This window comes from Sphingomonas sp. OK281 (assembly GCF_900115295.1).
In the GTDB taxonomy this organism is placed as follows: Bacteria; Pseudomonadota; Alphaproteobacteria; order Sphingomonadales; family Sphingomonadaceae; genus Sphingomonas.
In genome coordinates this window covers 191,365-213,084 of record NZ_FOVZ01000002.1, presented here as the reverse complement: position 1 = coordinate 213,084, position 21,720 = coordinate 191,365, and the positions used below count along the sequence as shown (strand labels likewise).

Sequence of the window (21,720 nt, the reverse complement as noted above, 5' to 3'; positions counted from 1 at the left end):
CGTCATTCCCGCGGGGGGCGGGAACCCATATTGGCTGTCTTTGGAGATAATCGCGGAGGTTCGCCAATATGGGTCCCCGCTTTCGCGGGGATGACGGTAGTGGTGAGGGTCGAACTCAGTGGCGGAAGTGGCGCATGCCGGTGAAGATCATCGCGAGGCCGGCTTCGTCCGCTGCCGCGATGACGTCGGCGTCGCGGATCGAGCCGCCGGGCTGGATCACCGCCGTCGCACCGGCTTCCACCGCTGCCAGCAGACCGTCGGCGAACGGGAAGAACGCATCCGACGCGACTGCCGAGCCGATCGTGCGCGGGGTCGACCAGCCGGCCTTCTCTGCCGCGTCCTTCGCCTTCCATGCGGCGATGCGCGCGGATTCGAGGCGGTTCATCTGGCCGGCGCCGATGCCCGCGGTGCTGCCGTCCTTGGCGTAGACGATCGCGTTGGACTTGGTGTGCTTGGCGACGGTCCAGGCGAAGCGGCAATCGAGGAGTTCCTGCTCGGTCGGCTGGCGCTTGGTGACGACTTTCAACTCGCCCGGCGTGCCGTTGTCGCGGCCCTGGACGAGCCAGCCGCCGGCGATCGACTTCGCCGTCAAGCCGAGGCGGGCAGGATCGGGGAGGTCGCCGGTGAGGAGCAGGCGGAGGTTTTTCTTGGCGGCGAACAGCGCGATCGCCTCTTCGTCGGCGTCGGGGGCGACGACGACTTCGGTGAAGATGCCGGTTATCTGGCGTGCGGTCTCGGCGTCGAGCGTGCGGTTTACGGCGATGATGCCGCCGAACGCCGACACCGTGTCGCAGGCGAACGCCGCGGCATAGGCTTCGGCGAGCGTGGCGCCGGTGGCGACACCGCAGGGGTTGGCGTGCTTGACGATCACGACCGAGGGGGCGGCGTCGCGGAATTCTGCGATCAGTTCGAGCGCGGCGTCGGCGTCGTTGAGGTTGTTGTAGCTGAGCGCCTTGCCCTGAAGCTGGCGGGCCTGGCCGATGCCGCGAACATCGCCCGTTGCCGTGTAGAAGGCGGCGGACTGGTGCGGGTTCTCGCCGTAGCGAAGCGTGTCGCCGCGCTTGAGTGTGATCGGCAGCGTGGCGGGGAATTCCTCGGCCTGATCTACCGTGCCGAACCAGGTGGCGATCGCCGAGTCATAGGCGGCGGTGGTGGCGAAGGCCTTGGCGGCGAGTTTCTTGCGGTCGTCGAGCGTGGTGGTGCCGCCGGAGACGAGCGCATAGTCGGCGGGATCGGTCACGATCGCGACATAGGCGTGGTTCTTGGCCGCCGAGCGCACCATGCTGGGGCCGCCGATGTCGATGTTCTCGATGATGGTGTCGCGGTCGGCGCCCTTCGCGACGGTGGCCTCGAAAGGGTAGAGGTTGACGATGACGAGATCGATCGCGCCGATCTTGTGCTCGGCCATCGAGGCGGCGTGGCCGGCGTCGTCGCGGACTGCGAGCAGGCCGCCGTGGACCATCGGGTGGAGCGTCTTGACGCGGCCGTCCATCATTTCGGGGAAGCCGGTGAGTTCGCTGACGTCGCGGACTTCGAGGCCGGCGGCGCGGAGGGCGGTGGCGGTGCCGCCGGTGGAGACGAGTTCTACGCCGTTTGCGGCCAGCGCCTTGCCGAGATCGACGATCCCGGTCTTGTCGGAAACGGACAGGAGCGCGCGCTTGATCGGGATGCTGGTCATGGGAGTCTTTCGTGTTCCGGGGGCACCGTGCGGCGGTGCCTTAGCGTTGGTTGACGTTGGGGAACAGGGGGCGGCGAAACAGGGGGACGCTTCCCCCCTCCCTGGAAGGGAGGGGTTGGGGGTGGGTCGGGTTCCGCGAATTCAAACCGCTGGGGCTCAAGCCGGCCTACCCACCCCCGGCCCCTCCCTTTCAGGGAGGGGGGAAGACCTCAGGCCTTTTTCAGTGCCCAGCTCACGCTTGCACCGCCTGCTGCGGCTTCGCCGGTGATCATCAGCTGCTGCGTCGCGACCGGGCGGCCGTCGGCGTCGATCCAGACGCTGTCCTCGACCACCAGCGCGCCGCCGCGGCAGCGGAATTGCCAGAGCGGGCCGCCAGGGAGGCGGAGGATCGCGCCGAGGCCGTCGGCGGTGGGGGAGACCTGGACGCCTTCGCCGAGGTGGAAGCGGATCGCGAACAGCGACAATCCGGTGCGGCGTTTGCGGCCCTGCGGCAACAGCGCGTCCTCGCCGCGGAGTTCGCGGCCGTCGCCGGTGAGCATCAGCTGGCGGCGGTGGAGGAATCCCCAGCGGCGGACATAGCCGTCGTGGCTCGCCTCGATCCGGCTGGCGGCGTCCGATTCCTGGCGGCTGAGCTCGACTTCGCCGACGCCGCGGCCGAGCGTGCCGTCGGCGAGGATCGCGGTCGAGTTGCTGTCGGCGATCGTCAGCGTGGAGTGGGCGGCCGTCGAGCGCAGGCCCTCGACCATTGCGGGCGGGAGTTGCGCGATGCCCGCGCGTGCGCCGCCGCAGTTGACGACGATCCGCGCCGGGCCGTCGGAGAATTCGAACGCCAGCGTCGAGGCGCAGCCGCCTTCGACGAGGCGCGCGATCGGGGGTGGGGCGGCGTCGACGATCAGCACCGCGGTGCCGGCGGCGAGGCGTTGATAGCCCCAGTCGCGCGCCTGGCGGAGCGGGCGCGTGCGGACGCCGCTGGCTTCGATGACCGCGGCGACCTGCGTTTCGCTGGCGGGACCGCCGCCCTGCCAGCTCGACAGGCCGCGATCGGCGTGCGCGACCCCGAGCAACGCCGCGACCATCCGGGTGAGCGTGACCGCGACCGTCTCGGGGAGTTCGGCGCTGCGCGCGGCGTAGCTTTCCTGGAGGAGCGTGAGCAGCTGGATCGAGTCGAGCAGCATCGCCGGGCTGCGCGAGACCGAGCCACCGTCGTCGAACAGGCCGGTGCCGAGCGCGCGGAGTAGGCCGGCTTCGCCGAACGCCTGCCTTGGTTCTCCGCCGGGGATGAGGAGGCCAGCGGCGACGACTCCGCACCACGCGGCGATGCGCGGGGCACCGGCCGGCGCCTTGTCGGCGGTGCGGTCGAGGTGGAGTGCGCCCTTTGCGAGCGCGTTGAGCACCTTCGAGCGGTAGATCTGATCGGAGGACGACAGGATCAGCGGCGCGTGCGCGGTCCAGGCGAGGATGCGGCGGCCCCACATGTCGGGGCGCCATGCGATCCCGCCTTGCGTGTCGGCGTGCGCTGTCAGCCAGAGCCCCATCAAGTATTCGGCGATCGGGGCGCCGCGCGCGCGGGTCGCGACGGTCGAGAGATCGCGCAGCCACGCGAAACTGTGGAGATATTCGGCGAAGGGTTTGGGAAGCGGTTTCGAAAGGTCGAGCGTCTCGATATCGCGCGCTTCGCCGCGGAACGAGAGGACACCCTCCAGCAGCATCGTGCCGCGCGGGATGTCACCGAGGATGGGATCGTCGGGGACCGCGATCAGCTTCAGCGGATACCGCCCCTTTAGGCGCAGCGTGTGGAGCGGGGTGCGCCAGGTCAGCCGGTGGAAGCGCTCGGCCAGGCGATCGGCGAGCGACAGCCCCTTGTCGCCGCCGAGCCGGATCAGGCGACGGCCTTCGTCGATCCCGTCGGGGGCGGGATCGGTCACGGGATCACGCGGTTCGTTCACCCCCGCAACGCGGCGATGTTGGCGGCGTATTGCGACGGGCCGCCGCGGAAGACCGAGGTGCCGGCGACCAGCGCGTCGGCGCCGGCCTCGATGCAGCGCTTGGCCCACTCGGCATCGACGCCGCCATCGACTTCGAGATCGATCGCGCGGCCGCTCTTTTCGATCATCGTGCGGATCGCCGAGATCTTCTTGAGCTGGCTTGGGATGAAGCTCTGGCCGCCGAAGCCCGGGTTGACGCTCATCACGAGGACGAGATCGACCATGTCCATGAGGTAGTCGAGCATCTTCGCCGGGGTGCCGGGGCAGATCACGACGCCGGCGCGCTTGCCGAGGCTCTTGATGTGCTGGAGCGAGCGGTGGATGAGCGGGCCGGCTTCGTAATGCACAGTGATGCAGTCGGCGCCGGCCTCCGCGAACGCGTCGAGATACGCGTCGACGGGGGAGATCATCAAATGGACGTCGAACGGCTTGGTGGTGACGCCGCGGACCGACTTCATGACCGCGGGGCCGAACGAGATGTTGGGGACGAAATGGCCGTCCATCACGTCGATGTGGATCCAGTCGGCGCCGGCCGCGTCAATGGCGCGGACTTCCTCGCCGAGTTTGGAGAAGTCGGCGGAGAGGATCGAGGGGGCGATGCGGACGGGTTGCATGGTTTTGTCCTAGCGCGGGATTTGGTTGGTGCGAAGGCCTTGGTTTTCGCCCCTCCCTGGAAGGGAGGGGTTGGGGTGGGTCGGGTTCCGCGGGGTCGAACCGTTGCGGCTCGAGCGGGCCTACCCACCCCCGGCCCCTCCCTTCCAGGGAGGGGGGAAGAATTTAGGCGCGCTTCAACCGCGCGATGAAGAAGCCGTCGCAGCCGCCCTGGTCTGCCAGCATGCCGGGGAGCGTGCGGATGGTGCCCGCCTCCGTGGGCGTGATACCGGCGGGAGGTTCGGACTGGTCTACCGGGGCGATCGTGTAGTCGCTGCGGGCGGACAGGAACGCGTCGAGTTGCGCTTCGCCTTCCGACGGTTCGAGCGAGCAGGTGGCGTACACGAGCGTGCCGCCGGGTTTTACCCAGTCCGCCGCCCTCGCGAAGATCCGCGCCTGCAATGCCGCGGTTTCGGCGATGATCGAGGGGCGGACGCGGTGGAGGACGTCGGGGTGGCGGCGGAAGATGCCCGTGGCGCTGCACGGCGCGTCGATCAGGATCGCGTCGGCGGGCTCGCTCGGCGCCCATTCGAGGATGTCGGCGTTGACGACCTCGGCCTTCAGGTGCGTGCGGTAGAGGTTCTCGCGCAGGCGCTTGATGCGGCTTTGCGAATTGTCGACCGAGGTGACGGTCCAGCCGGCGCTCGCGAGCTGCAGCGTCTTGCCGCCGGGGGCTGCGCAGAGATCGAGGACGTGGCCCTCCCCCTTGCCGAGCAACCGCGCGGGGAGCGAGGCGGCGATGTCCTGCACCCACCACGCGCCGTCGCCGAAGCCTGCCATGTCGGGGACCGAGTCGTGGTCGCCCAACCGCAGATGCCCGGGCATGAAACTCTCGCCGCCGAGTTTCTCGCGCCAGCCTTCGGTTTCGGACGGGTCGGCGATCGTCAGGTCGAGCGGCGGCACCTGCGCGATCGCGCGGCCGGCGGCGTCGACCATCTCCTCGCCCCATGCGGCTTCCCAGCGCAGTTCGACGGGGGCCGGCAGCGTCGGCACTTCGGGGAGCAGCATGTTGGCGCGGAACAGCGTGCCGAACACGCCGTGGACGAGTTTGCGCGGGCCGCCGTCGACCAGCGGCAACACGGTCGAGATCGCGGCGTGCGAGGGGGTGCCGAGGATCAGCACTTGGACCAGCGCGATCCGCAGCGCCATCCGCGCCTTCGCATCGTCGGGCAGGTTGGTCTTGGTGACCGAATCGATCATCGCGTCGAGATCGGGGAGGCGACGGAGCGTCTCTGCGGCGATCGCGTGGGCGAGGCCGCGATCGGGGCCGTGGATCGCGCGGGTTGCGGCCGGCAATGCGGATTCGAGCGACTCGCCGCGACGCAGGACGGCGTCGAGCAGGCGGAGTGCGGCGCGGCGAGTGGGAACGCCGAGGGGTTCGGGGGCGTGGGTGTAGTCGGGCATAAAGGTCCTTCGCGTTCGGTTTGCTGCGCGGCTTGTGGCAAAGCGGCGCGACAGGGCCCATGTGGCGGTTACGACGCCAACACGCAAATCCGGAGAGCCGCGATGGGCCAGCGCCCCGATCATCTGAAGCCGCCAGAATATCTTGCGAAGAACACGCCGGTGCCGAAGCCCGAGGCGATCGTGCCGGACAAGGACCCCGAGCCGCGCGATCCTACGCGCTATGGCGATTGGGAGCTTAAGGGCATGGCGATCGATTTCTGAGGCGCTTACCGCACCCAATACCTACCGCCACCCCGGCGAAGGCTGGGGCCCAATTGGAGAGGTGGTCGTAACGTAGCGCTGCCCTTCGTTAGCGACGTTGCCCAATTGGGCCCCGGCCTTCGCCGGGGTGGTGCATCGCTCAGGGCGAGAGCGCGAAATCTGCGGCAGCGGTCCTGACGCAGGCGGAACGAATGCGCGCCCGGCGCGTCGCCGTTTCGATGAGGGGATTCTTTCGCAAACGCTGGGTGAAAATCACCGGCATCGTCGTCGCGAGCGTGCTCGTGCTGGGGCTGGTGGGGCTAGCTGCGTTCCCGTGGGGATCGCTGAAAGGCGTGATCGAGCGGCAGCTTACCGCGCGGTTCGGGCGGCCGGTGACGATCGGCGGGATCGAGCGGGTCGATGCGTTCGGGTTCAATCCGACGATCCGGATCACGAACGTGCGGATCCCGCAGGCCGACTGGGCGGGCAAGGGCGATTTCGTCGACCTGCGCGAGGCGGAGGCGACGTTCTCTGGCATGGGCCTGCTGAAAGGCGCGTTCGGGCCGCGCGACGTGAAGGCGCGCGGGCTGCATCTGGTGCTGGTGCGCGACAAGCATGGCCGGACCAACTGGGAGCGGCCGGGCAAGCCCAAGGGCGGCGGCAGTTCGACCGATCTCGACGGGCTGACGATCAGCGACAGCGTGATCGAGTATCGCGACGACAAGCAGGACCGCTTCGTCACCGCGCGGTTCGTGTCGGACCCGGTGCACGGCATTCGCGCGAACGGGTCGGGCACGATCCGCGGGGCGGCGGTGCGGATCGCGGTCGCGGGGCCTTCGGTGGAGAAGTTCCAGGGCAAGCCCTGGCCGTTCACCGCGTCGATCGATGGCGATGCTCTTTCGATTGCCGCCAAGGGGCTGATGGATCGGCCGCTCGATACCGACGCGATGAGCCTCGACGTGACGGCGCGCGCGTCCGATCTGAAGCTGATCGATGCGGTGATCGAGGCGGGGCTGTTCCGCACGCAGCCGGTGTCGTTCAGCGCGCATGTCCGCCACGATCAGCCGAAATGGACCGTTACGCAATTGAAGGGCGTGGTCGGGCGCTCCGATTTCGCGGGCCACGTGACCGTCGACAAGCAGGCGGGGCGCAGCAAGGTCGATGGCGACATCGTCTCGCGGCAGTTCGATTTCGGCGATCTGGCGTCGGACGAGGGCAAGGCCGAGGGCGCCGCGCTGGAGCGCGCGATCGGGCCGCGGCTGGTGCCGAACACGCGGATCGATATCGGCAAGATCGATACGACCGACGCGCGGATGGGGTTTCGGATCGGGCGGATCGTGAGCGCGAAGGGTGCGTCGCCGATCCTGTCCGCGAAGGGCGTGCTGGCGATTGATCACCAATATCTGACGCTGAGCGAGCTGGTCGCGCGGCTGTCGCATGGCAACGTCACGGGCAAGGTGACGGTCGACCAGCGCGGCGACCGGAAGGTGCCGACGGTCGATATCGACCTACGGTTGCGCGGCAGCAGCGTGCAGGCGCTGGCGGGCGGCGGTGGCGATTTCAGCGGGAACGTGAGCGCGCGCGTGCGGCTGAAGGGGCCGGGCGAGACGATTCGTGCGGCTGTCGGGCGGTCGAACGGGACGATTGGGTTCGTCGCGCGGGATGGGCAGTTGCCGCAGGGGATTGCCGCTGCGTTAGGCTTCGATGCGGCGCGCGCGCTGCTGGCTAAGGATGGCGAGCGGGCGGGGCTGCGGTGCGTGGTGCTGAAGCTGGACGTGACGCGGGGCCGCGGGCGGGTCGATCCGATGATCGTCGATACTACCGCTAGCCAGTTGCGCGGAACCGGGAGCGTGGTGTTTCCGGGGGAGACGCTGAACATCCGGCTGACCGGCACGCCGAAGCAGCATGCGCTGCTGCGGTTGCCAGGGTCGGCGTACATGACCGGGACGATCGAGCGGCCCAACGTGACGATCCCGCCCGAGGTGAAGTCAGTGGGGAATATCTTCAAGGCGATCGGGCGGGCGATTACCGGGAAGCAGGGGCCGACGGCGAGCGATGCGGATTGCTCGGGGTTGGCGGCGCGGGTGTTGCGGTAGTGTGACTGCAGTCACCCCGGGCTCGTTCCCTTCGTTCAAATACCACCCCGGCGGAGGCCGGGGCCCAATTGGGCGACCGAGGTAACAGCGGGTAGCCCTGCATTACATCGACCTTGCCAATTGGGCCCCGGCCTTCGCCGGGGTGGTAGTGATCACCGCGCGGTCGAGCGCGGTAACGGGAGTTCAGCCAGCCTCGCCCTTCAATGGACGCGCGAGGAGGTCGCCGATGACGTCGCTGACGGGGGCGCCTTCCAAGAGGCGGCAGACGGCTTCGGTGATTGGCATGTCGACCCCGGCGTCGCGCGCGGCTTCGCGGAGCACGGGGGCGGTGAAGGCGCCTTCCGCGACGGTGCGGCGGTCGGCGAGCAACGTTGCGGCGGAGTCGCCTCTCCCCAGACCGACGCCGAGCGAGAAGTTGCGCGAGCTGGTCGAGGAGCAGGTGAGGACGAGGTCGCCCAGCCCCGAGAGCCCGGCGAGCGTTTCCGCGCGGGCGCCGCGGGCGAGGCCGAAGCGGGTCATCTCGGCGAATCCTCGCGCGATAAGGGCAGCGCGCGCGTTCTGGCCGAGCCCTGCCCCCTCGACCACGCCGCAGCCGATCGCGAGGACGTTCTTCACTGCGCCGCCGATCTCTGCGCCGGCGACGTCGGTCGAGGCGTAGGTGCGGAAGTGGCGGGCCGCCAACCGCGCGGCGAGACGTTCGCCGAGGTCGGCATCCTCGCAGGCGAGCGTCACGGCGGTGGGGAGGCCGGCGGCCACTTCGTGCGCGAAGGTGGGCCCGGAGAGGACGGCGATCGGTGCGTTCGGGTGGACGGCGCGGGCGACTTCGCCGACGAGCCGCTTGCTGCCGGCTTCGATACCCTTGGCGCAGAGGACGAGCGGGATGCGCCCGACCGGGGCGGCGGCGAGCACGCTGCCGACGTGCTGCGCGGGGGCGACGACGAGAATCGTGTCCATGTCGGCGAGCGCGGCTAGGTCACCGGTGGCGCGGATCGTCGGGGAGAGCGCGACGCCGGCGAGGAACAGGGTGTTCTCGTGAGCAGCGTTGATCGACTCGACGACCGCGGTTTCGCGCGCCCAGAGGACGACGTCCCGGCCTTCGTGCGCTGCAACCTGTGCGAGTGCAGTGCCCCAGGCACCCCCGCCGATGACGCCGATCTTCATGCCTTCACTCCTGCGCCACGCACGGCTTCGGCGTTCGGATCGAGCGGCCAGCGCGGGCGGGCGGCGACGTCGAGCGGGTCGGTGAGGCCGGCGGCGAAACGCTCGGCACCCGCCCAGCCGATCATCGCCGCGTTGTCGGTGCAGAGCCAGAGTGGCGGCGCGACGAAGCGCAGGCCGTGGGCGCTGGCGAGCGCCTGCAACGCCGAGCGGACCGCGGTGTTCGCGGCGACTCCGCCCGCGACGACCAGCGCGGTGGCGCCGTGCGAGGTGCGGAGTGCCTTGGTCGTGCGGTCGATCAGGCAGTCGACGACTGCGGCCTGGAACGAGGCGGCGAGGTCCTCGGGCGAATATTGGCCGACGACGCGGGCGACCGCGCTTTTCAGGCCCGCGAACGAGAAATGCGGTTCGGCCGAGCCTTTCAGCGGTCGCGGCAAGGGAACGGCCTTGGGGTTGCCAAGTGCGGCGGCGCGCTCGACTGCGGGGCCCCCGGGGAAGCCGAGACCGAGCAGCTTGGCGGTCTTGTCGAAGGCCTCGCCTGCGGCGTCGTCGATCGTCGTCGCCAACCGCCGGTACGCGCCGACGCCCTCGACCAGCAGCAACTGGCAATGGCCACCGGATACGAGCAGCAGCAGATACGGAAATTCGAGATCCGGGTCGGACAGGCGCGGCGAGAGCGCGTGGCCTTCGAGGTGGTTGACCGCGATCAGGGGCTTGCCGGCCGCGTGGGCGAGCGCCTTGCCCGTCACCAGCCCGACCATGACGCCGCCGATCAGCCCCGGCCCGGCGGTCGCGGCGATCGCATCAACATCCGCCAGCTTGAGCCCGGCGTCGGCCAACGCCGCGACGATCAGCGGCTCCAGTGCCTCGACATGCGCGCGCGCGGCAATTTCGGGGACGACGCCGCCGAACGGGGCGTGCGCGGCTTCCTGGCCCAGCAGCCGGTGCGCGAGGACCTGACGGTCGCCGGTGACGAGCGCGGCGGCGGTTTCGTCGCAGGAGGATTCGATGCCGAGGATGATCATCGCTTACCCCTATCGCGCCGCGCCAAGCTTGTCGAAGCCGCGCGGTTTCTGCATGGCGCGGTGATGACTCGTTTTCGGCTCGGTACGCGCGGTTCGCCGCTCGCTCTCACCCAGGCGGGCATGGTGCGCGATGCACTGTGCGCGGCGCATGGCTGGTCGCCCGAGATGGTCGAGATCGTCGTGATCCGCACCACCGGCGACCGCGTGCAGGATCGCGCGCTCGCCGAGATCGGCGGCAAGGCGCTGTGGACCAAGGAACTCGATCGCGCGCTGCATGACGGCGATATCGACTGCGCGGTGCATTCGATGAAGGACGTCGAGACGATCAGGCCCGGCACGTTGAGGATCGCGGCGATGCTGCCACGTGCCGATGTACGCGACCGGCTGATCGGCGCGGAGACGCTCGCCGACCTGCGCCCGCATGCGGTGGTCGGCACCAGTTCGCCGCGGCGGCGTGCGCAGATGCTGCGACTGCGGCCCGATCTGGAGATCGTGCTGATCCGCGGCAACGTCGATACGCGGCTCGGCCGGGTGGCGAGCGGCGAGATGGATGCGACGCTGCTTGCCGCCGCCGGGCTCGACCGGCTCGGGCGCGACGACGGCCATGCGATCCCGACCGACGTGATGTTGCCCGCGCCTGCCCAGGGTGCGGTCGGGGTCGAGGTGCTCGCCGGGAGTGCCGCGGGCGAGATCGTCGCGGCGATCGACCACCGCGATACGAGCCTGTGCGTGCTGACCGAGCGGGCGCTGCTCGCGCGGCTGGGGGCGGATTGCCATTCGCCGGTCGCGGCCCTGGCGTCGCTCGCGGGCGAGACGCTGACGTTGCGCGCCGAGCTGATCGCCGAGGATGGCGCGTGCGATGTCGACGGATCGATCGAGGGTACGATCGACGACGATCTCGGGACGGCGCTCGCGGAGGACCTGCTGGCGCGCGCGCCGGCCAGCGTCCGACGCCTGTTCGCGGCATGACGGCGCCCTCTCTGGTCGTGCTGCGACCGGAACCCGGCAACACGCGCACCGCCGCCGCGCTGCGGGCGCTCGGGCTCGACGTGCGACAGGTTCCGCTGTTCGCGGTCGTGCCGGTCTATTGGACGCCGCCGAACCCGATCGGGTTCGACGGGGTGTTGCTGACCAGCGCGAATGCGGTGCGGCACGGTGGCAGCGGGCTCGACGCGATGAAGCGGCTGCCGGTCGTCGCGGTCGGTGCGGCGACGGCGATGGCGGCGCGCGACGCCGGGTTCGCGGTGGCGGTCACGGGCGATGCGGACGCGCAGGCGGTCATCGCGGAGGCGCGCGATCGCGGCTTTGCGCGGCTGCTGCATCTTGCCGGGCGCGAGCGCACGGCGATCGACGATAGTGTGGAAACCGTGACCGTCTATGCCAGCGAGGCGGTGCCGCTGGCCTCCGACGTGGCGCGGTCGTTCGAGGATAGCGCCGTGCTGGTCCATTCCGCGCGCGCCGCCGCACGGCTGGCGGCGCTGGTCGAGGCGAGCGGTGCGGATCGCGCGCGGATCGACGTGATCGCGATCAGTCGCGCGGTCGGCGATGCGGCCGGGCCGGGCTGGAAGGACGTGAAAATCGCGCCGCAACCGACCGATTCCGCCGTCGTCGCGCTCGCCGCTGCACATGCGAACACGCGCGCGATTGACCATCGTGCGCATGCCGGGGATAAGCACGCCATGAGCGACTACGTGCCGACCGACCGCCCACGGGCACGCGGACCCAAAACGGGCGTCATCGTGGCGCTGATCGGCCTCGCCTTCATCGCCGGGCTCGGCCTGATGGGCTATGCGGTCCGGACGCTGCCGTGGTTCGCCAGCCTCTATCCGACCAACGCCGCATCGACCGCGGCAGGACAGAAGCTCGCGGCGGGCAATGCCGGCTATATCCCGTCGCAACCGCTCGGTCCCGACGGCCAGCCCCAGGCGCCCGCACCGGTCGATACCGCGGTGCTGGCGACGCGCGAGGCGACGCTGGCGGCGCAGCTGACCGCACTCGAAGCGCGCACGGCGGCGATCACCACGGATGCCGCCGCGGCCAGCGGACAGGCGACGCGTGCGGAGGGCCTGATGGTGGCGTTCGCCGCGCGGCGTGCGCTCGATCGCGGCGTCGGGCTCGGCTATCTCGAGGAGCAGTTGCGGCTCCGCTTCGGCCAGGCGCAGCCACGCGCGACGACGCTGCTGATCCAGGCGTCGCACCAGCCGGTGACGCTGGAGGATCTGCGCCAGGGCCTCGATACGATCGCGCCCGACATCACCGCGTCGACCGGCGACGGCTGGCTCGACACGATCCAGCACCAGATCGATTCGCTGGTCGTCCTGCGCAAGGCGGGCACGCCGTCGCCGATGCCGACCGATCGCCTCGCCCGCGCACGCCGCCTGCTCGAAGCGGGGCAGGTCGAGGCGGCACGTGCCGAAGTGGCGCGGCTGCCGGGGGCGGCACAGGCGGGCAACTGGATGGAGGCCGCGCGCCGCTACGTGATCGCGCGCCAGGCGCTCGACGTGATCGAGAACACTGCGCTGATCGGCCAGGCAGGCCAGCCGCAGCCGGCACCGGTGGTGATCCCGACGCCCGTTCCCGAGGTTGCCGTACCCGAGACGTCCGACACCAGCGGCGTTTGAGGTTCGCAGGTCGCCGTCCCACGGCGCAGGGCGGTCCACAACGCAACGTCAACATCGGCCGCGGCTATTGGCGATGTGCGCGGTGCGGACCTGTGTGCGTTCGATCGGTGCGAGTCCGACGAGCCGCGCTTGTCGAGCATCAGCGGCCCGTCTTTCAGCCCTCGCATGATGTCAGGCGGGCGTATAAAAAGGGAAGGAAAGCGGCCTAACGTTGGCCCTGTGCTAACGCACCAAAATTGCGATTGCTGGCGCGAGCAGAGCATAAACCGCAACGACTGCCCTCGTACTATTGGGATATCCCCTGCGAGCTAGAAACCAGCCGAACAACAATGGTATAGTCAAAAGCCCGAGCATCAGGGGGCCGCTTATATGGCGGGCTACAGGGCGAACTCGGTGATCATCATTGGGTGTTGTAGTATCAGGCACGCCACCTTCTAAGCATTAAGCTACGATGTCCGCAATTGGGCGAAAGCGGAATGGCCGCTTTGGGAAGGAAAGCGTACAGGCGGCTTTCGGGAGCAGCAAGTAGGAAAACCGCCGCACAAATGCCATAATGGCTCATGGCTGTGACCCTTCTCCCGCTTCCCAATGGCACGTCATCGTTGGAGTTCGCACCGGTTGATATGCAGTTGGTGCGAGGAGCAATCTCCTACTTGTTCGGCGAAGCGATCCCGGAATTGCATGGCTCCTATTCCCGAATAGTGTTCGGCGGTGAGACCTTCCTGTTCGAACAGGAATGGGATGCACCGTGTCTAATCGCATCGACGGTGGCAGGCAGTTTGCTGCTTGTGCAGATCGAACGACAGCTTTCGGAAACGGCGTCGTAGCTCATCTCCGGTAAGGTATGGGCGTGTGTTGCCGTTCGCTGCGACCGGCCCGTGAACGTCTGGAATGGAAGGTTAGCTGCCGTTTCTGCGGCTTACCACATATCCCGTCCCAGCGAGCATTCCCCAGATCACGATCGCGGGAAGGATCATAATGAGACCCGCCTCCCACCAAGCAAAACTGGTAGGCGGCGCTGGAGGCGTTGTTGCCATCAATATCGTCAAAATCCAGACGGGGGTAAGCAAAAACAACGCTAAAAATATCATTCTCAGAGAGGCGTTCTGAACACGTCCAAGCCAGCAACCGCCGATTGGAGGAAGAACTATTAAAGTTCCCCAAGTTAGTGCGGTTATCATCGACTGGAATGCCATAAGCCTTTCTAACCCCGAAGAGGAATGACCGCAATTGGGCGATAGCGTAATGGCCGAGATGGGCAGGAAAGCGGACGAACAGCCTATCGGTGTTTACTGCTCTCGCAGCGCTGATAGAAGCCGATCATGGACTTGTCTGGGGTTGGTCTTCCGCGTGCGGCGATGTCCTCGGCGTCGCTGAGGTGGTCGATTACGATCATGTGCTCGCTGTGGTCGCCTTGTATCTCGAAGTGTAACTCAACGCTGCCCCGACCCGCATTCGACCTCTCGATAAACAAATGTGCAGAAGATGGCGTCAACCGCTCGGCGAAGACTACGCGATCGGTCCTGCCACCCCATTCAATATTGTTTTCACGGATATAAATGGAGTTTCCAGACTTACATGATCCAAGTGCATCAGCATAGGTTCCTTGAAGCTCCACAGGAACGGTCGAAGTCATCGCTGAAAGCGCAAAAAGAATTATATGAATCATGGCGGCACCCCGAAACACAGAGTCTGTAGTATGTCACAGCGATCGTCCGTCTGCTATTGGGCGAAAGCGGACAACGCGCTTCGTCGCGCTCTTTAAGGCTTGAAAGGTTTCCCATACGGTCGATGAGCGGACCTACTACTTTTTATGAATTCAACGGACCCTGAATGTCCGAAATGGGAAGGAAAGCGGACGTCAAACGTCGCCTGCCAGCCACGCGAAGAGCACATAGCCGCCAAAGAGGACGATCAGGATTATTCCCGCGATTACAGGGCCGAGGAATGTCCGGCTGCGGTCGATTGGAGCTGTCATGCCTGATGCTAGGCTCATCTGGCGAATGTCCACAAGTGGGCGCAACCAGCCGCTCTCCTTATCCGGAAACCCGCTCGATCAGTGCCATTGCCGCCTGTGGCGCGCGGACCTTGGCGCCGTTGATGAAGAACACGAACGTCTCGCGCAGGTGGTTAGCGGGGGCGGCGTCCTCGACATAGGGCAAACCATCGGGCCGCCCCCCCGCCGCCCAGGTCTTAGCCTTGGCGGCCCAGTCGTCGAGCGCGGTCGGGGCGTAGCCGGCGACGAAACGCTCCTCCGCATCCTCCAGCCGTGCATAGACGAAGTCGCCGGTGACGTCGGCGATCGCGGGATATTCGGCGGACTGCGCGAACACGATCGCGACGCCGGCATCGCGGCACATCGCGACGAATTCGGGCACCGCGAAACTCTCGTGGCGGACCTGGATCGCATGGCGCAGCGCGAGGCCGTCCTGCCTGGCGGGCAACAGTTTCAGGAACGCGGCGAAGTCGTCGGCGTCGAATTTCTTGGTCGCCATGAACTGCCACAGGATCGGCCCGAGCCGGTCGCCGAGTTCGACGATCCCCTGCCCGGTGAACTTCGCGATCGATTCCCCCGCCTCGGCCAACACCTTGCGGTTGGTGCAATAGCGCGACGCCTTGAGCGAGAACACGAAGCCGTCGGGCACCGCCTTCGCCCAGGACGCGAACGTCGCGGGCTTCTGGCTGCCGTAATAGGTGCCGTTGATCTCGATCGCGGTGACGTGCTCGGCGGCATAGTCGAGCTCGCGCTTCTGCGGCCATTTCTCCGGGTAGAAGGTCCCGCGCCACGGCTCGTAGGTCCAGCCGCCAATACCGATTCTGATCGTCATGACGGCGAGTGTAGCGCGGAGCGGGGCGGCTTGGCGATGCTTCAGGCGATTTCGAGGATCGCGGTCTTCACCTGTGCCGAACTCGGGCCGGCCATGATCGTGAACAGGCCCGGCTCGACGACCTCGCGCATGTCGACGTCCCACAACGCGAAGGCGTCGGGGCCGAGGGTGAAGCGCAACGTCCGCCGCTCGCCGGGTGCGAGCGTCACGCGTTCGAACCCCTTCAGCTCCATCACCGGCCGTGCGACCGACGAAACCTGGTCGCGCACGTACACCTGGACGACCTCGTCGCCGGCACGTTGCCCGATATTGGCGACGTCGACCTCGACCCCGACGCTACCGGCGATGCCGATCTTCGCCGCCGACAGCCGCGGGGCGCCGACCTCGAAGCGTGTGTAGCTGAGCCCGTGGCCGAACGGGAACAGCGGCGCCGTGTCCGCGAACAGATAGCCGCGCTGCGTCGACGGCTTGCGGTTGTAATAGAGCGGCACCTGCCCGACTTCGCGGACCACGGTCACGGGCAGCTTGGCGCCCGGATTGATCCGCCCGAACAGCGCCTCGGCCATCGCCGTGCCGCCCTCCTGTCCCGGATACCAGCATTCGAGCACCGCGTTCGCCTTCGCGATCACGGTGGGCCAGCTCGGCGGACGCCCGTTGATCGCCGCGATCACGATCGGCTTGCCGAGCGCATGCAGCGCGTCGAACAGCGCATTCTGCTCGCCGAGCAGGTCCAGCGTGGTGCGGTCGCCGAGATGGTTGGCGGAAAACCCCTCGCGGCTGGTCTGCTCGGTATCGCCGATCGCGAGGATGATCGTATCGACACCGCGTGCGACCTCGACCGCCTCGGCGATCAGTGCACGATTCTTGACCGGATCGCCGAGCAGCACCTCGTCCTGCGAGCGATCCTCGCTCTGGGTTATGAACACGCCCTGCGCATGGACGATGGTCGCCGCGTTCCCGACGAGCGCGCGCACGCCGTCGAGCAGCGACACCGACTGGCGCGGCGGCGCGGAATAGCCGCCGAGCCGGGCGATCGCTGCATTGGGCCCGATCACCGCGATCTTGCCCTTGGGCGCGAGCGGCAGCGTGCCGTCGTTGGTGAGCAGGCACATCGACTTGCGGGCTGCGTCCAGCGCGACGCCCCGCGCCTCGGCATTACCCGTCAGGCGAGCCGCCGCGCGGGGATCGACAGCGCCCTGCTCGAACAGGCCGGCGCGAAACTTCAACGCCAGCATCCGCGCGCACGCCGCGTCGACCTGCGCGATCGGCACCGTCCCCGCGCGCACCTGCGCGGGGAGCGTGCGGTAAGCCAGTCCGTCGGGCAGCGCGCTGTCGACGCCGGCGGCCAGCGCCAGCTTCGCCGCTCCGTTCAGATCGCGCGCGACGTGGTGGATCGTGTCGAGCTCCTCGATCGCGCCGTAATCGCTGACGATCGCGCCCGAAAATCCCCATTCGCCGCGCAGCACGTCGCCGAGCAGCCAGTGGTTCGCGTGGCTCGGCACGCCATCGATCTCATTATACGACGGCATCACCGCGCCGATTCCGGTCCGCGTCACGACGCTACGGAACGGCGGGAAGAAGCTCTCGCGCAGTTCGCGCTCGCCGATCGGGGCGGGACCGATATTATTGCCCGCCTGGGGCTGGCCGTGCCCGGTCATGTGTTTCAGCGTCGCGAAGACCTTGCCGGGCGCCAATGTCGTGCTGTCGCCCTGCAGACCCTCGACCGCGGCGACCCCCATCTCGCCGCACAGATAGGGATCCTCGCCGAACGTCTCCTCAATCCGTCCCCAGCGCGGATCGCGGGCGATGTCGACGACCGGCGACAGCGAGAGGTGGCTGCCATGCGCGCGCACCTCGCGTCCGATGATCGTCTGTGCGCGGCGCATCAGGTCGCGGTCGAACGCACCCGCCATGCCGATCGCCTGCGGGAACATCGTCGCGTCGGGCGCCATGTAGCCGTGCAGCGATTCCTCGTGGAAGATCACCGGAATGCCGAGCCGCGTGCCGCGCGCCCAGCGCTGGACCGCGTTGACGAACGCGATCGTCGAGGCGGTTCCGCGCCACGCAGCCCCAGTGCCCCCCGCCGTCACCGCGACCGACGGCCCGCCGCGCTTGTCGGACGGTCGCGTGACCTGCCCGAACCCCGCAGGATACGCCGCGGTCGCACGCGCCGGATCGAAATCGAGCCCGCCCGGAGTCATCACGTCCGCCTTGGTCGCCCATAGCGAAATGGTCTGGCCAACCTTTTCCTCCAGCGTCATCCGCGCCATCAGATCGCGCACCCGGAGGTCGACCGGTGCGCGTGCATCACGGTAGATCGGCGACGTCGTCGCGGCGTACGCGACGCCTGGGACGAGCCCTGCGACGGAGACCGAGCCAAGCAGACCGAATAGGTCGCGTCGTGTCGGCATCATCGTCGGCGCGATCGCTGCTGTCTTCGTATCGGCCAAGATTATCTCCTAATATGAAACGCGGCATTGCTGTCGAAGCCGTCGTCGTGATAGCGATAACATGGCTGATCATCCGCGATCCTGTCAATGTGGCGCGGAACGGCGGGAGAGGATTATGACGGTATTCGGCCGATGGATCGGTAAGTTCGCGCTTCTTTTCGGCGCGGTAATTGGTTTGACCGGACCCGCACGGGCTGAGGACGGCTATCATCTTTGGCTGCGCTATGGCGCCCCGGTGACGACAAGTCCGCATGGTGCCCCGACGATCGAACGCCGCGGCGATACGCCGACGCTCCGCGTGGCGGCGGAGGAACTGCGACGCGGCGTTGGCCTGTTCGCCGCATCCACGCCCGCCGCCACGCCCACCGCCACGCCCACCATCGTGCTGGCCATCGCCAACGATCGCGACGTCGCGGCACTCCGCCTCCCGCTGGCCGCACTCGGGGACGAGGGATACCATGTCGGTCAGGTCACGCTCGGCAAACGCCGGGTCCTCCTGGTCACCGCCAACACCGATCGCGGCATTCTCTACGGCAGCTTCGCCTTGCTGCGTCACCTCCAGACCGGCGGCGGCCTCGACCGGATCGACCTTACATCGGCGCCACGCGTGAAACTGCGCGTGCTGAATCACTGGGACAATCTGGATGGCGTCGTCGAGCGTGGTTACGCCGGCGCGTCGCTGTGGGACTGGTGGACGCTCCCCGATTTTCGCGACCCGCGCTACACCGACTACGCGCGCGCCAACGCGTCGATCGGGATCAACGGCACCGTCCTGAACAACGTCAACGCGAAGGCCGAGAGCCTGACCGCGCCGTATATCGCCAAGGCCGCGGCGCTCGCCGACGTGTTCCGGCCCTACGGGATCAAGGTATACCTGTCGGCGCGCTTCTCGGCGCCGATCGAACTCGGTGGCCTCAAGACCGCCGACCCGCTCGACCCGCAGGTCGCGGCGTGGTGGAAGGCGAAGACCGACGAGATCTATCGCAACATCCCCGATTTCGGTGGTTTCCTGGTCAAGGCGAACAGCGAGGGCCAGCCGGGACCGCGCGACTATCACCGGAGCCATGCCGACGGTGCCAACATGCTCGCCGCGGCGGTCGCCCCGCATGGCGGGATCGTGATGTGGCGCGCGTTCGTCTATGCCGAGACCGACCCCGACGATCGCGCGAAACAGGCGTATACCGAGTTCAAGCCGCTCGACGGCACGTTCGCGCCGAACGTCATCGTCCAGGTCAAGAACGGCGCGATCGATTTCCAGCCGCGCGAACCGTTCCACCCGCTGTTCGGTGCGATGCCCAAGACGCCGCTGATGATCGAATTCCAGATCACCAAGGAATATCTCGGCTTCGCGACGCACCTCGCCTATCTCGGGCCGCTGTTCGCCGAGACCCTGGCGAGCGAGACGATGCAGACGCCGGGCGAGACCGTGGCGAAGGTCGTCGACGGGTCGGTCGAGGGTCATACGCTGACCGGGATGGCGGGGGTCGCCAATATCGGCCGCGACCGCGACTGGGCGGGCTCCACGTTCAACCAAGCGAACTGGTACGCGTTCGGGCGGATGGCCTGGGATCCGACGCTCGGCGCCGCGCCGGTTGCGCGCGAATGGGCGGCGATGACGTTTGCGCCCTCCCCTAGGATCGTCGATCCGGTGGTCGCCATGATGATGGGATCGCGCGAGGCGGTGGTCGACTATATGACGCCGCTCGGCCTGGCGCACGTCATGGCGACGGGGCATCACTACGGTCCGGGTCCGTGGATCGCCGACCTCAAGCGCCCCGAATGGAACCCGGTCTACTATCACCGCGCCGACAAGGCCGGGATCGGTTTCGACCGGACCAAGACGGGCAGCGACGCGATCGCGCAATACGCCCCTGCCCTCGCCCGCAGGCTCGCCGATCCGGCGACGACGCCGGATCGCGAGCTGCTGTGGTTCCACCATGTGCCGTGGACGTACCGGACGAACTCGGGTCGATCGGTGTGGGCGGAGATGGTCCATGATTACGATTCGGGCGTGGGCTACGTGTCCGGCATGCGTCGGCAATGGGACGGCGTGAAGAGCGAGGTCGATGCCGAACGTTGGGCGAAGACCGCGACGTATCTTGCGGTCCAGGAGCGCGAGGCGCGCTGGTGGCGCGATGCGAGCCTTGCCTATTGGATGTCGGTCAATGGCCTGCCGCTGCCCGCAGGAGCGGCGGCACCCGCGCATGACCTGGCATGGTACAAGGCACAGCGCTTTCCGTACGCGCCCGGCAACCCGCAATAGCCCGCCGCAACGGCCCCGATGGCAACGTGCTGACACTAGCGAAGAGGACGAGGACGCGATGATGAGACGGTGGCCGTTGGCGCTGGTGTTGAGTGCTTTGATCGTGACGGGCGCAGACGCGCGGGAGCCGGCGTCAGCGTCGGCACGGGGGGCGGCGTCGGCACGGGACACGCATTGGATCGCGACCTGGGGATCGTCGCAGATGATCGCCGAGGGCGACAATGCGCTTCCCGCCGACCGGGCGGGTGCCATCACGCTGCGCCAGATCGTGCGGGTATCGGCCGCGGGCGAACGGGTGCGGATCAGGCTCTCCAACGCGTTCGGCACGCGCCCGCTCGCGATCGGTGGCGCACAGCTCGCCCGGCCGGTCGTCCCCGGTACGCCGCGGACCGAAGGCGGCGCCCGGCTGACATTTTCGGGGCAAGGCGATGCCGTGATCCTCGCCGGCGCGGAAATCTACAGCGACCCTGTACCGTTCCACGTCGCGGCCGGTGCCGATCTCGCGATCAGCCTGTATTTGCCGGAGGCCGCCGGCCCGCAGACCGGCCACCCCGGCTCCAGGGCGACGAGTTTCACGCTGGCCGGCAACGCGGTGACGGACGAGACGCTGGCGGGTGCGACACCGACGACGCACTGGTATGCGCTCGCGGATGTCGAGGTCGCCCGGGCGCCGGCTGCGGGTACGGTCGTAGCGATCGGCGATTCGATCACCGACGGCTATGGCGTGAAGCCCGAACACAATGCCCGCTGGCCCGACGTGCTGGCCGAGCGGCTGCGTGGAACCGCGGCAACCCGCGCGATCGGCGTCGTCAACGCGGGGATCGGCGGGAATCGCGTCCTGCTCGATGGCCTCGGCCCCAATCTGCTCGCGCGCTTCGATCGCGACGTGATCGCGCGCAGCGGCGTGCGCTGGGCGATCGTGCTGGAGGGGGTCAACGATCTCGGCGTCCTGACCCGCGACGCGCCTGCCACGCCCGCACAACATGCCGCGCTGGTCGCACAGCTCAAGGTCGGCTTCGCGCAACTGGTCGCGCGGGCGCATGCTCACGGCATCACGGTGATCGGCGGCACGGTCATGCCGTTCGGGGGCAACACCTATTACCATCCCGATGCCGCCAACGAGGCCGATCGCCAGGCGGTGAACGCGTTCATCCGCACGTCCGGCCTGTTCGACGCGGTGATCGATTTCGACCGGTCGATGCGCGATCCGGCACATCCCGACCGGCTGTCCCCCGCCTATGATTCGGGCGATCACCTGCACCCGTCGGAAGCCGGGTATCGCGCGATGGGCGGACTCGTGCCGCTCGCCCTCTTTCGATAG

16 protein-coding genes are annotated in these 21,720 nt (G+C 68.1%); 7 read left to right on the top strand and 9 right to left on the bottom strand.

Annotated elements, in window-relative coordinates; translation table 11 throughout:
• Window positions 1–115: 115 nt before the first annotated feature.
• The 4 genes from purH to BM244_RS07110 all read right to left on the bottom strand — a co-directional run bounded on the left by purH (window position 116) and on the right by BM244_RS07110 (window position 5,718).
• Entirely contained in the window at window positions 116–1,678 is a 1,563-nt protein-coding gene (gene purH, locus BM244_RS07125; RefSeq protein ID WP_093398300.1) for a bifunctional phosphoribosylaminoimidazolecarboxamide formyltransferase/IMP cyclohydrolase, read from the bottom strand.
• A 209-nt stretch (window positions 1,679–1,887) separates the two neighbouring features.
• The gene (locus tag BM244_RS07120; protein WP_254784333.1) at window positions 1,888–3,603 is read right to left on the bottom strand and encodes a heparinase II/III family protein; all 1,716 of its coding nucleotides are present in this window, start codon (window positions 3,601–3,603) and stop codon (window positions 1,888–1,890) included.
• A gap of 17 nt (window positions 3,604–3,620) precedes the next feature.
• The gene (gene rpe, locus BM244_RS07115) at window positions 3,621–4,277 is read right to left on the bottom strand and encodes a ribulose-phosphate 3-epimerase (RefSeq protein WP_093398299.1); all 657 of its coding nucleotides are present in this window, start codon (window positions 4,275–4,277) and stop codon (window positions 3,621–3,623) included.
• 163 nt (window positions 4,278–4,440) lie between these two features.
• Entirely contained in the window at window positions 4,441–5,718 is a 1,278-nt protein-coding gene (locus BM244_RS07110; protein ID WP_093398298.1) for an RsmB/NOP family class I SAM-dependent RNA methyltransferase, read from the bottom strand.
• Window positions 5,719–5,820: 102 nt separating this feature from the next.
• On the opposite strand from BM244_RS07110, the gene BM244_RS07105 reads away from it, so the two are divergent.
• Together BM244_RS07105 and BM244_RS07100 are read left to right on the top strand one after the other, a co-directional pair.
• Window positions 5,821–5,979 (top strand): DUF1674 domain-containing protein, encoded by a 159-nt coding sequence (locus BM244_RS07105; RefSeq protein ID WP_082441494.1) that lies wholly within the window; start codon window positions 5,821–5,823, stop codon window positions 5,977–5,979.
• 218 nt (window positions 5,980–6,197) lie between these two features.
• The gene (locus BM244_RS07100; protein WP_093399012.1) at window positions 6,198–8,054 is read left to right on the top strand and encodes an AsmA family protein; all 1,857 of its coding nucleotides are present in this window, start codon (window positions 6,198–6,200) and stop codon (window positions 8,052–8,054) included.
• 183 nt (window positions 8,055–8,237) lie between these two features.
• Here BM244_RS07100 and BM244_RS07095 read toward each other — a convergent pair whose 3' ends face one another.
• Together BM244_RS07095 and tsaD are read right to left on the bottom strand one after the other, a co-directional pair.
• Complete coding sequence (locus tag BM244_RS07095; protein WP_093398297.1) at window positions 8,238–9,215, bottom strand: NAD(P)H-dependent glycerol-3-phosphate dehydrogenase; 978 nt, start codon at window positions 9,213–9,215, stop codon at window positions 8,238–8,240.
• Window positions 9,212–10,237 carry a tRNA (adenosine(37)-N6)-threonylcarbamoyltransferase complex transferase subunit TsaD gene (gene tsaD, locus BM244_RS07090; protein WP_093398296.1) on the bottom strand — a complete coding sequence of 342 codons (1,026 nt, stop codon included), beginning with the start codon at window positions 10,235–10,237 and terminating at the stop codon, window positions 9,212–9,214. Before tsaD ends, BM244_RS07095 begins: the two co-directional genes overlap by 4 nt.
• Window positions 10,238–10,300: 63 nt before the next feature.
• On the opposite strand from tsaD, the gene hemC reads away from it, so the two are divergent.
• From hemC to BM244_RS07075, 3 genes are all read left to right on the top strand, one after another.
• Window positions 10,301–11,206, top strand: coding sequence for a hydroxymethylbilane synthase (gene hemC / locus BM244_RS07085; RefSeq protein ID WP_093398295.1), 906 nt, complete (start codon window positions 10,301–10,303; stop codon window positions 11,204–11,206).
• A complete protein-coding gene (locus BM244_RS23495; protein ID WP_254784332.1) occupies window positions 11,203–12,858 on the top strand; it encodes a uroporphyrinogen-III synthase in 1,656 nt (551 codons plus the stop codon). Before hemC ends, BM244_RS23495 begins: the two co-directional genes overlap by 4 nt.
• Window positions 12,859–13,418: 560 nt before the next feature.
• A complete protein-coding gene (locus tag BM244_RS07075; protein ID WP_139226878.1) occupies window positions 13,419–13,685 on the top strand; it encodes a hypothetical protein in 267 nt (88 codons plus the stop codon).
• Between the two features lie 452 nt (window positions 13,686–14,137).
• On the opposite strand, the gene BM244_RS22580 is transcribed toward BM244_RS07075, so the two are convergent.
• From BM244_RS22580 to BM244_RS07060, 3 genes are all read right to left on the bottom strand, one after another.
• The gene (locus tag BM244_RS22580; RefSeq protein WP_139226877.1) at window positions 14,138–14,527 is read right to left on the bottom strand and encodes a hypothetical protein; all 390 of its coding nucleotides are present in this window, start codon (window positions 14,525–14,527) and stop codon (window positions 14,138–14,140) included.
• 367 nt (window positions 14,528–14,894) lie between these two features.
• Window positions 14,895–15,686 carry a DUF72 domain-containing protein gene (locus BM244_RS07065; protein WP_093398292.1) on the bottom strand — a complete coding sequence of 264 codons (792 nt, stop codon included), beginning with the start codon at window positions 15,684–15,686 and terminating at the stop codon, window positions 14,895–14,897.
• A 41-nt stretch (window positions 15,687–15,727) separates the two neighbouring features.
• Window positions 15,728–18,097 (bottom strand): glycoside hydrolase family 3 N-terminal domain-containing protein, encoded by a 2,370-nt coding sequence (locus BM244_RS07060; RefSeq protein ID WP_093399011.1) that lies wholly within the window; start codon window positions 18,095–18,097, stop codon window positions 15,728–15,730.
• 154 nt (window positions 18,098–18,251) lie between these two features.
• On the opposite strand from BM244_RS07060, the gene BM244_RS07055 reads away from it, so the two are divergent.
• Together BM244_RS07055 and BM244_RS07050 are read left to right on the top strand one after the other, a co-directional pair.
• Window positions 18,252–20,399: an alpha-glucuronidase family glycosyl hydrolase gene (locus BM244_RS07055; RefSeq protein WP_093398291.1), complete on the top strand. Its 2,148-nt coding sequence runs from the start codon at window positions 18,252–18,254 to the stop codon at window positions 20,397–20,399.
• Between the two features lie 61 nt (window positions 20,400–20,460).
• Window positions 20,461–21,720, top strand: a complete 1,260-nt coding sequence (locus BM244_RS07050; RefSeq protein WP_093399010.1) for an SGNH/GDSL hydrolase family protein — start codon at window positions 20,461–20,463, stop codon at window positions 21,718–21,720.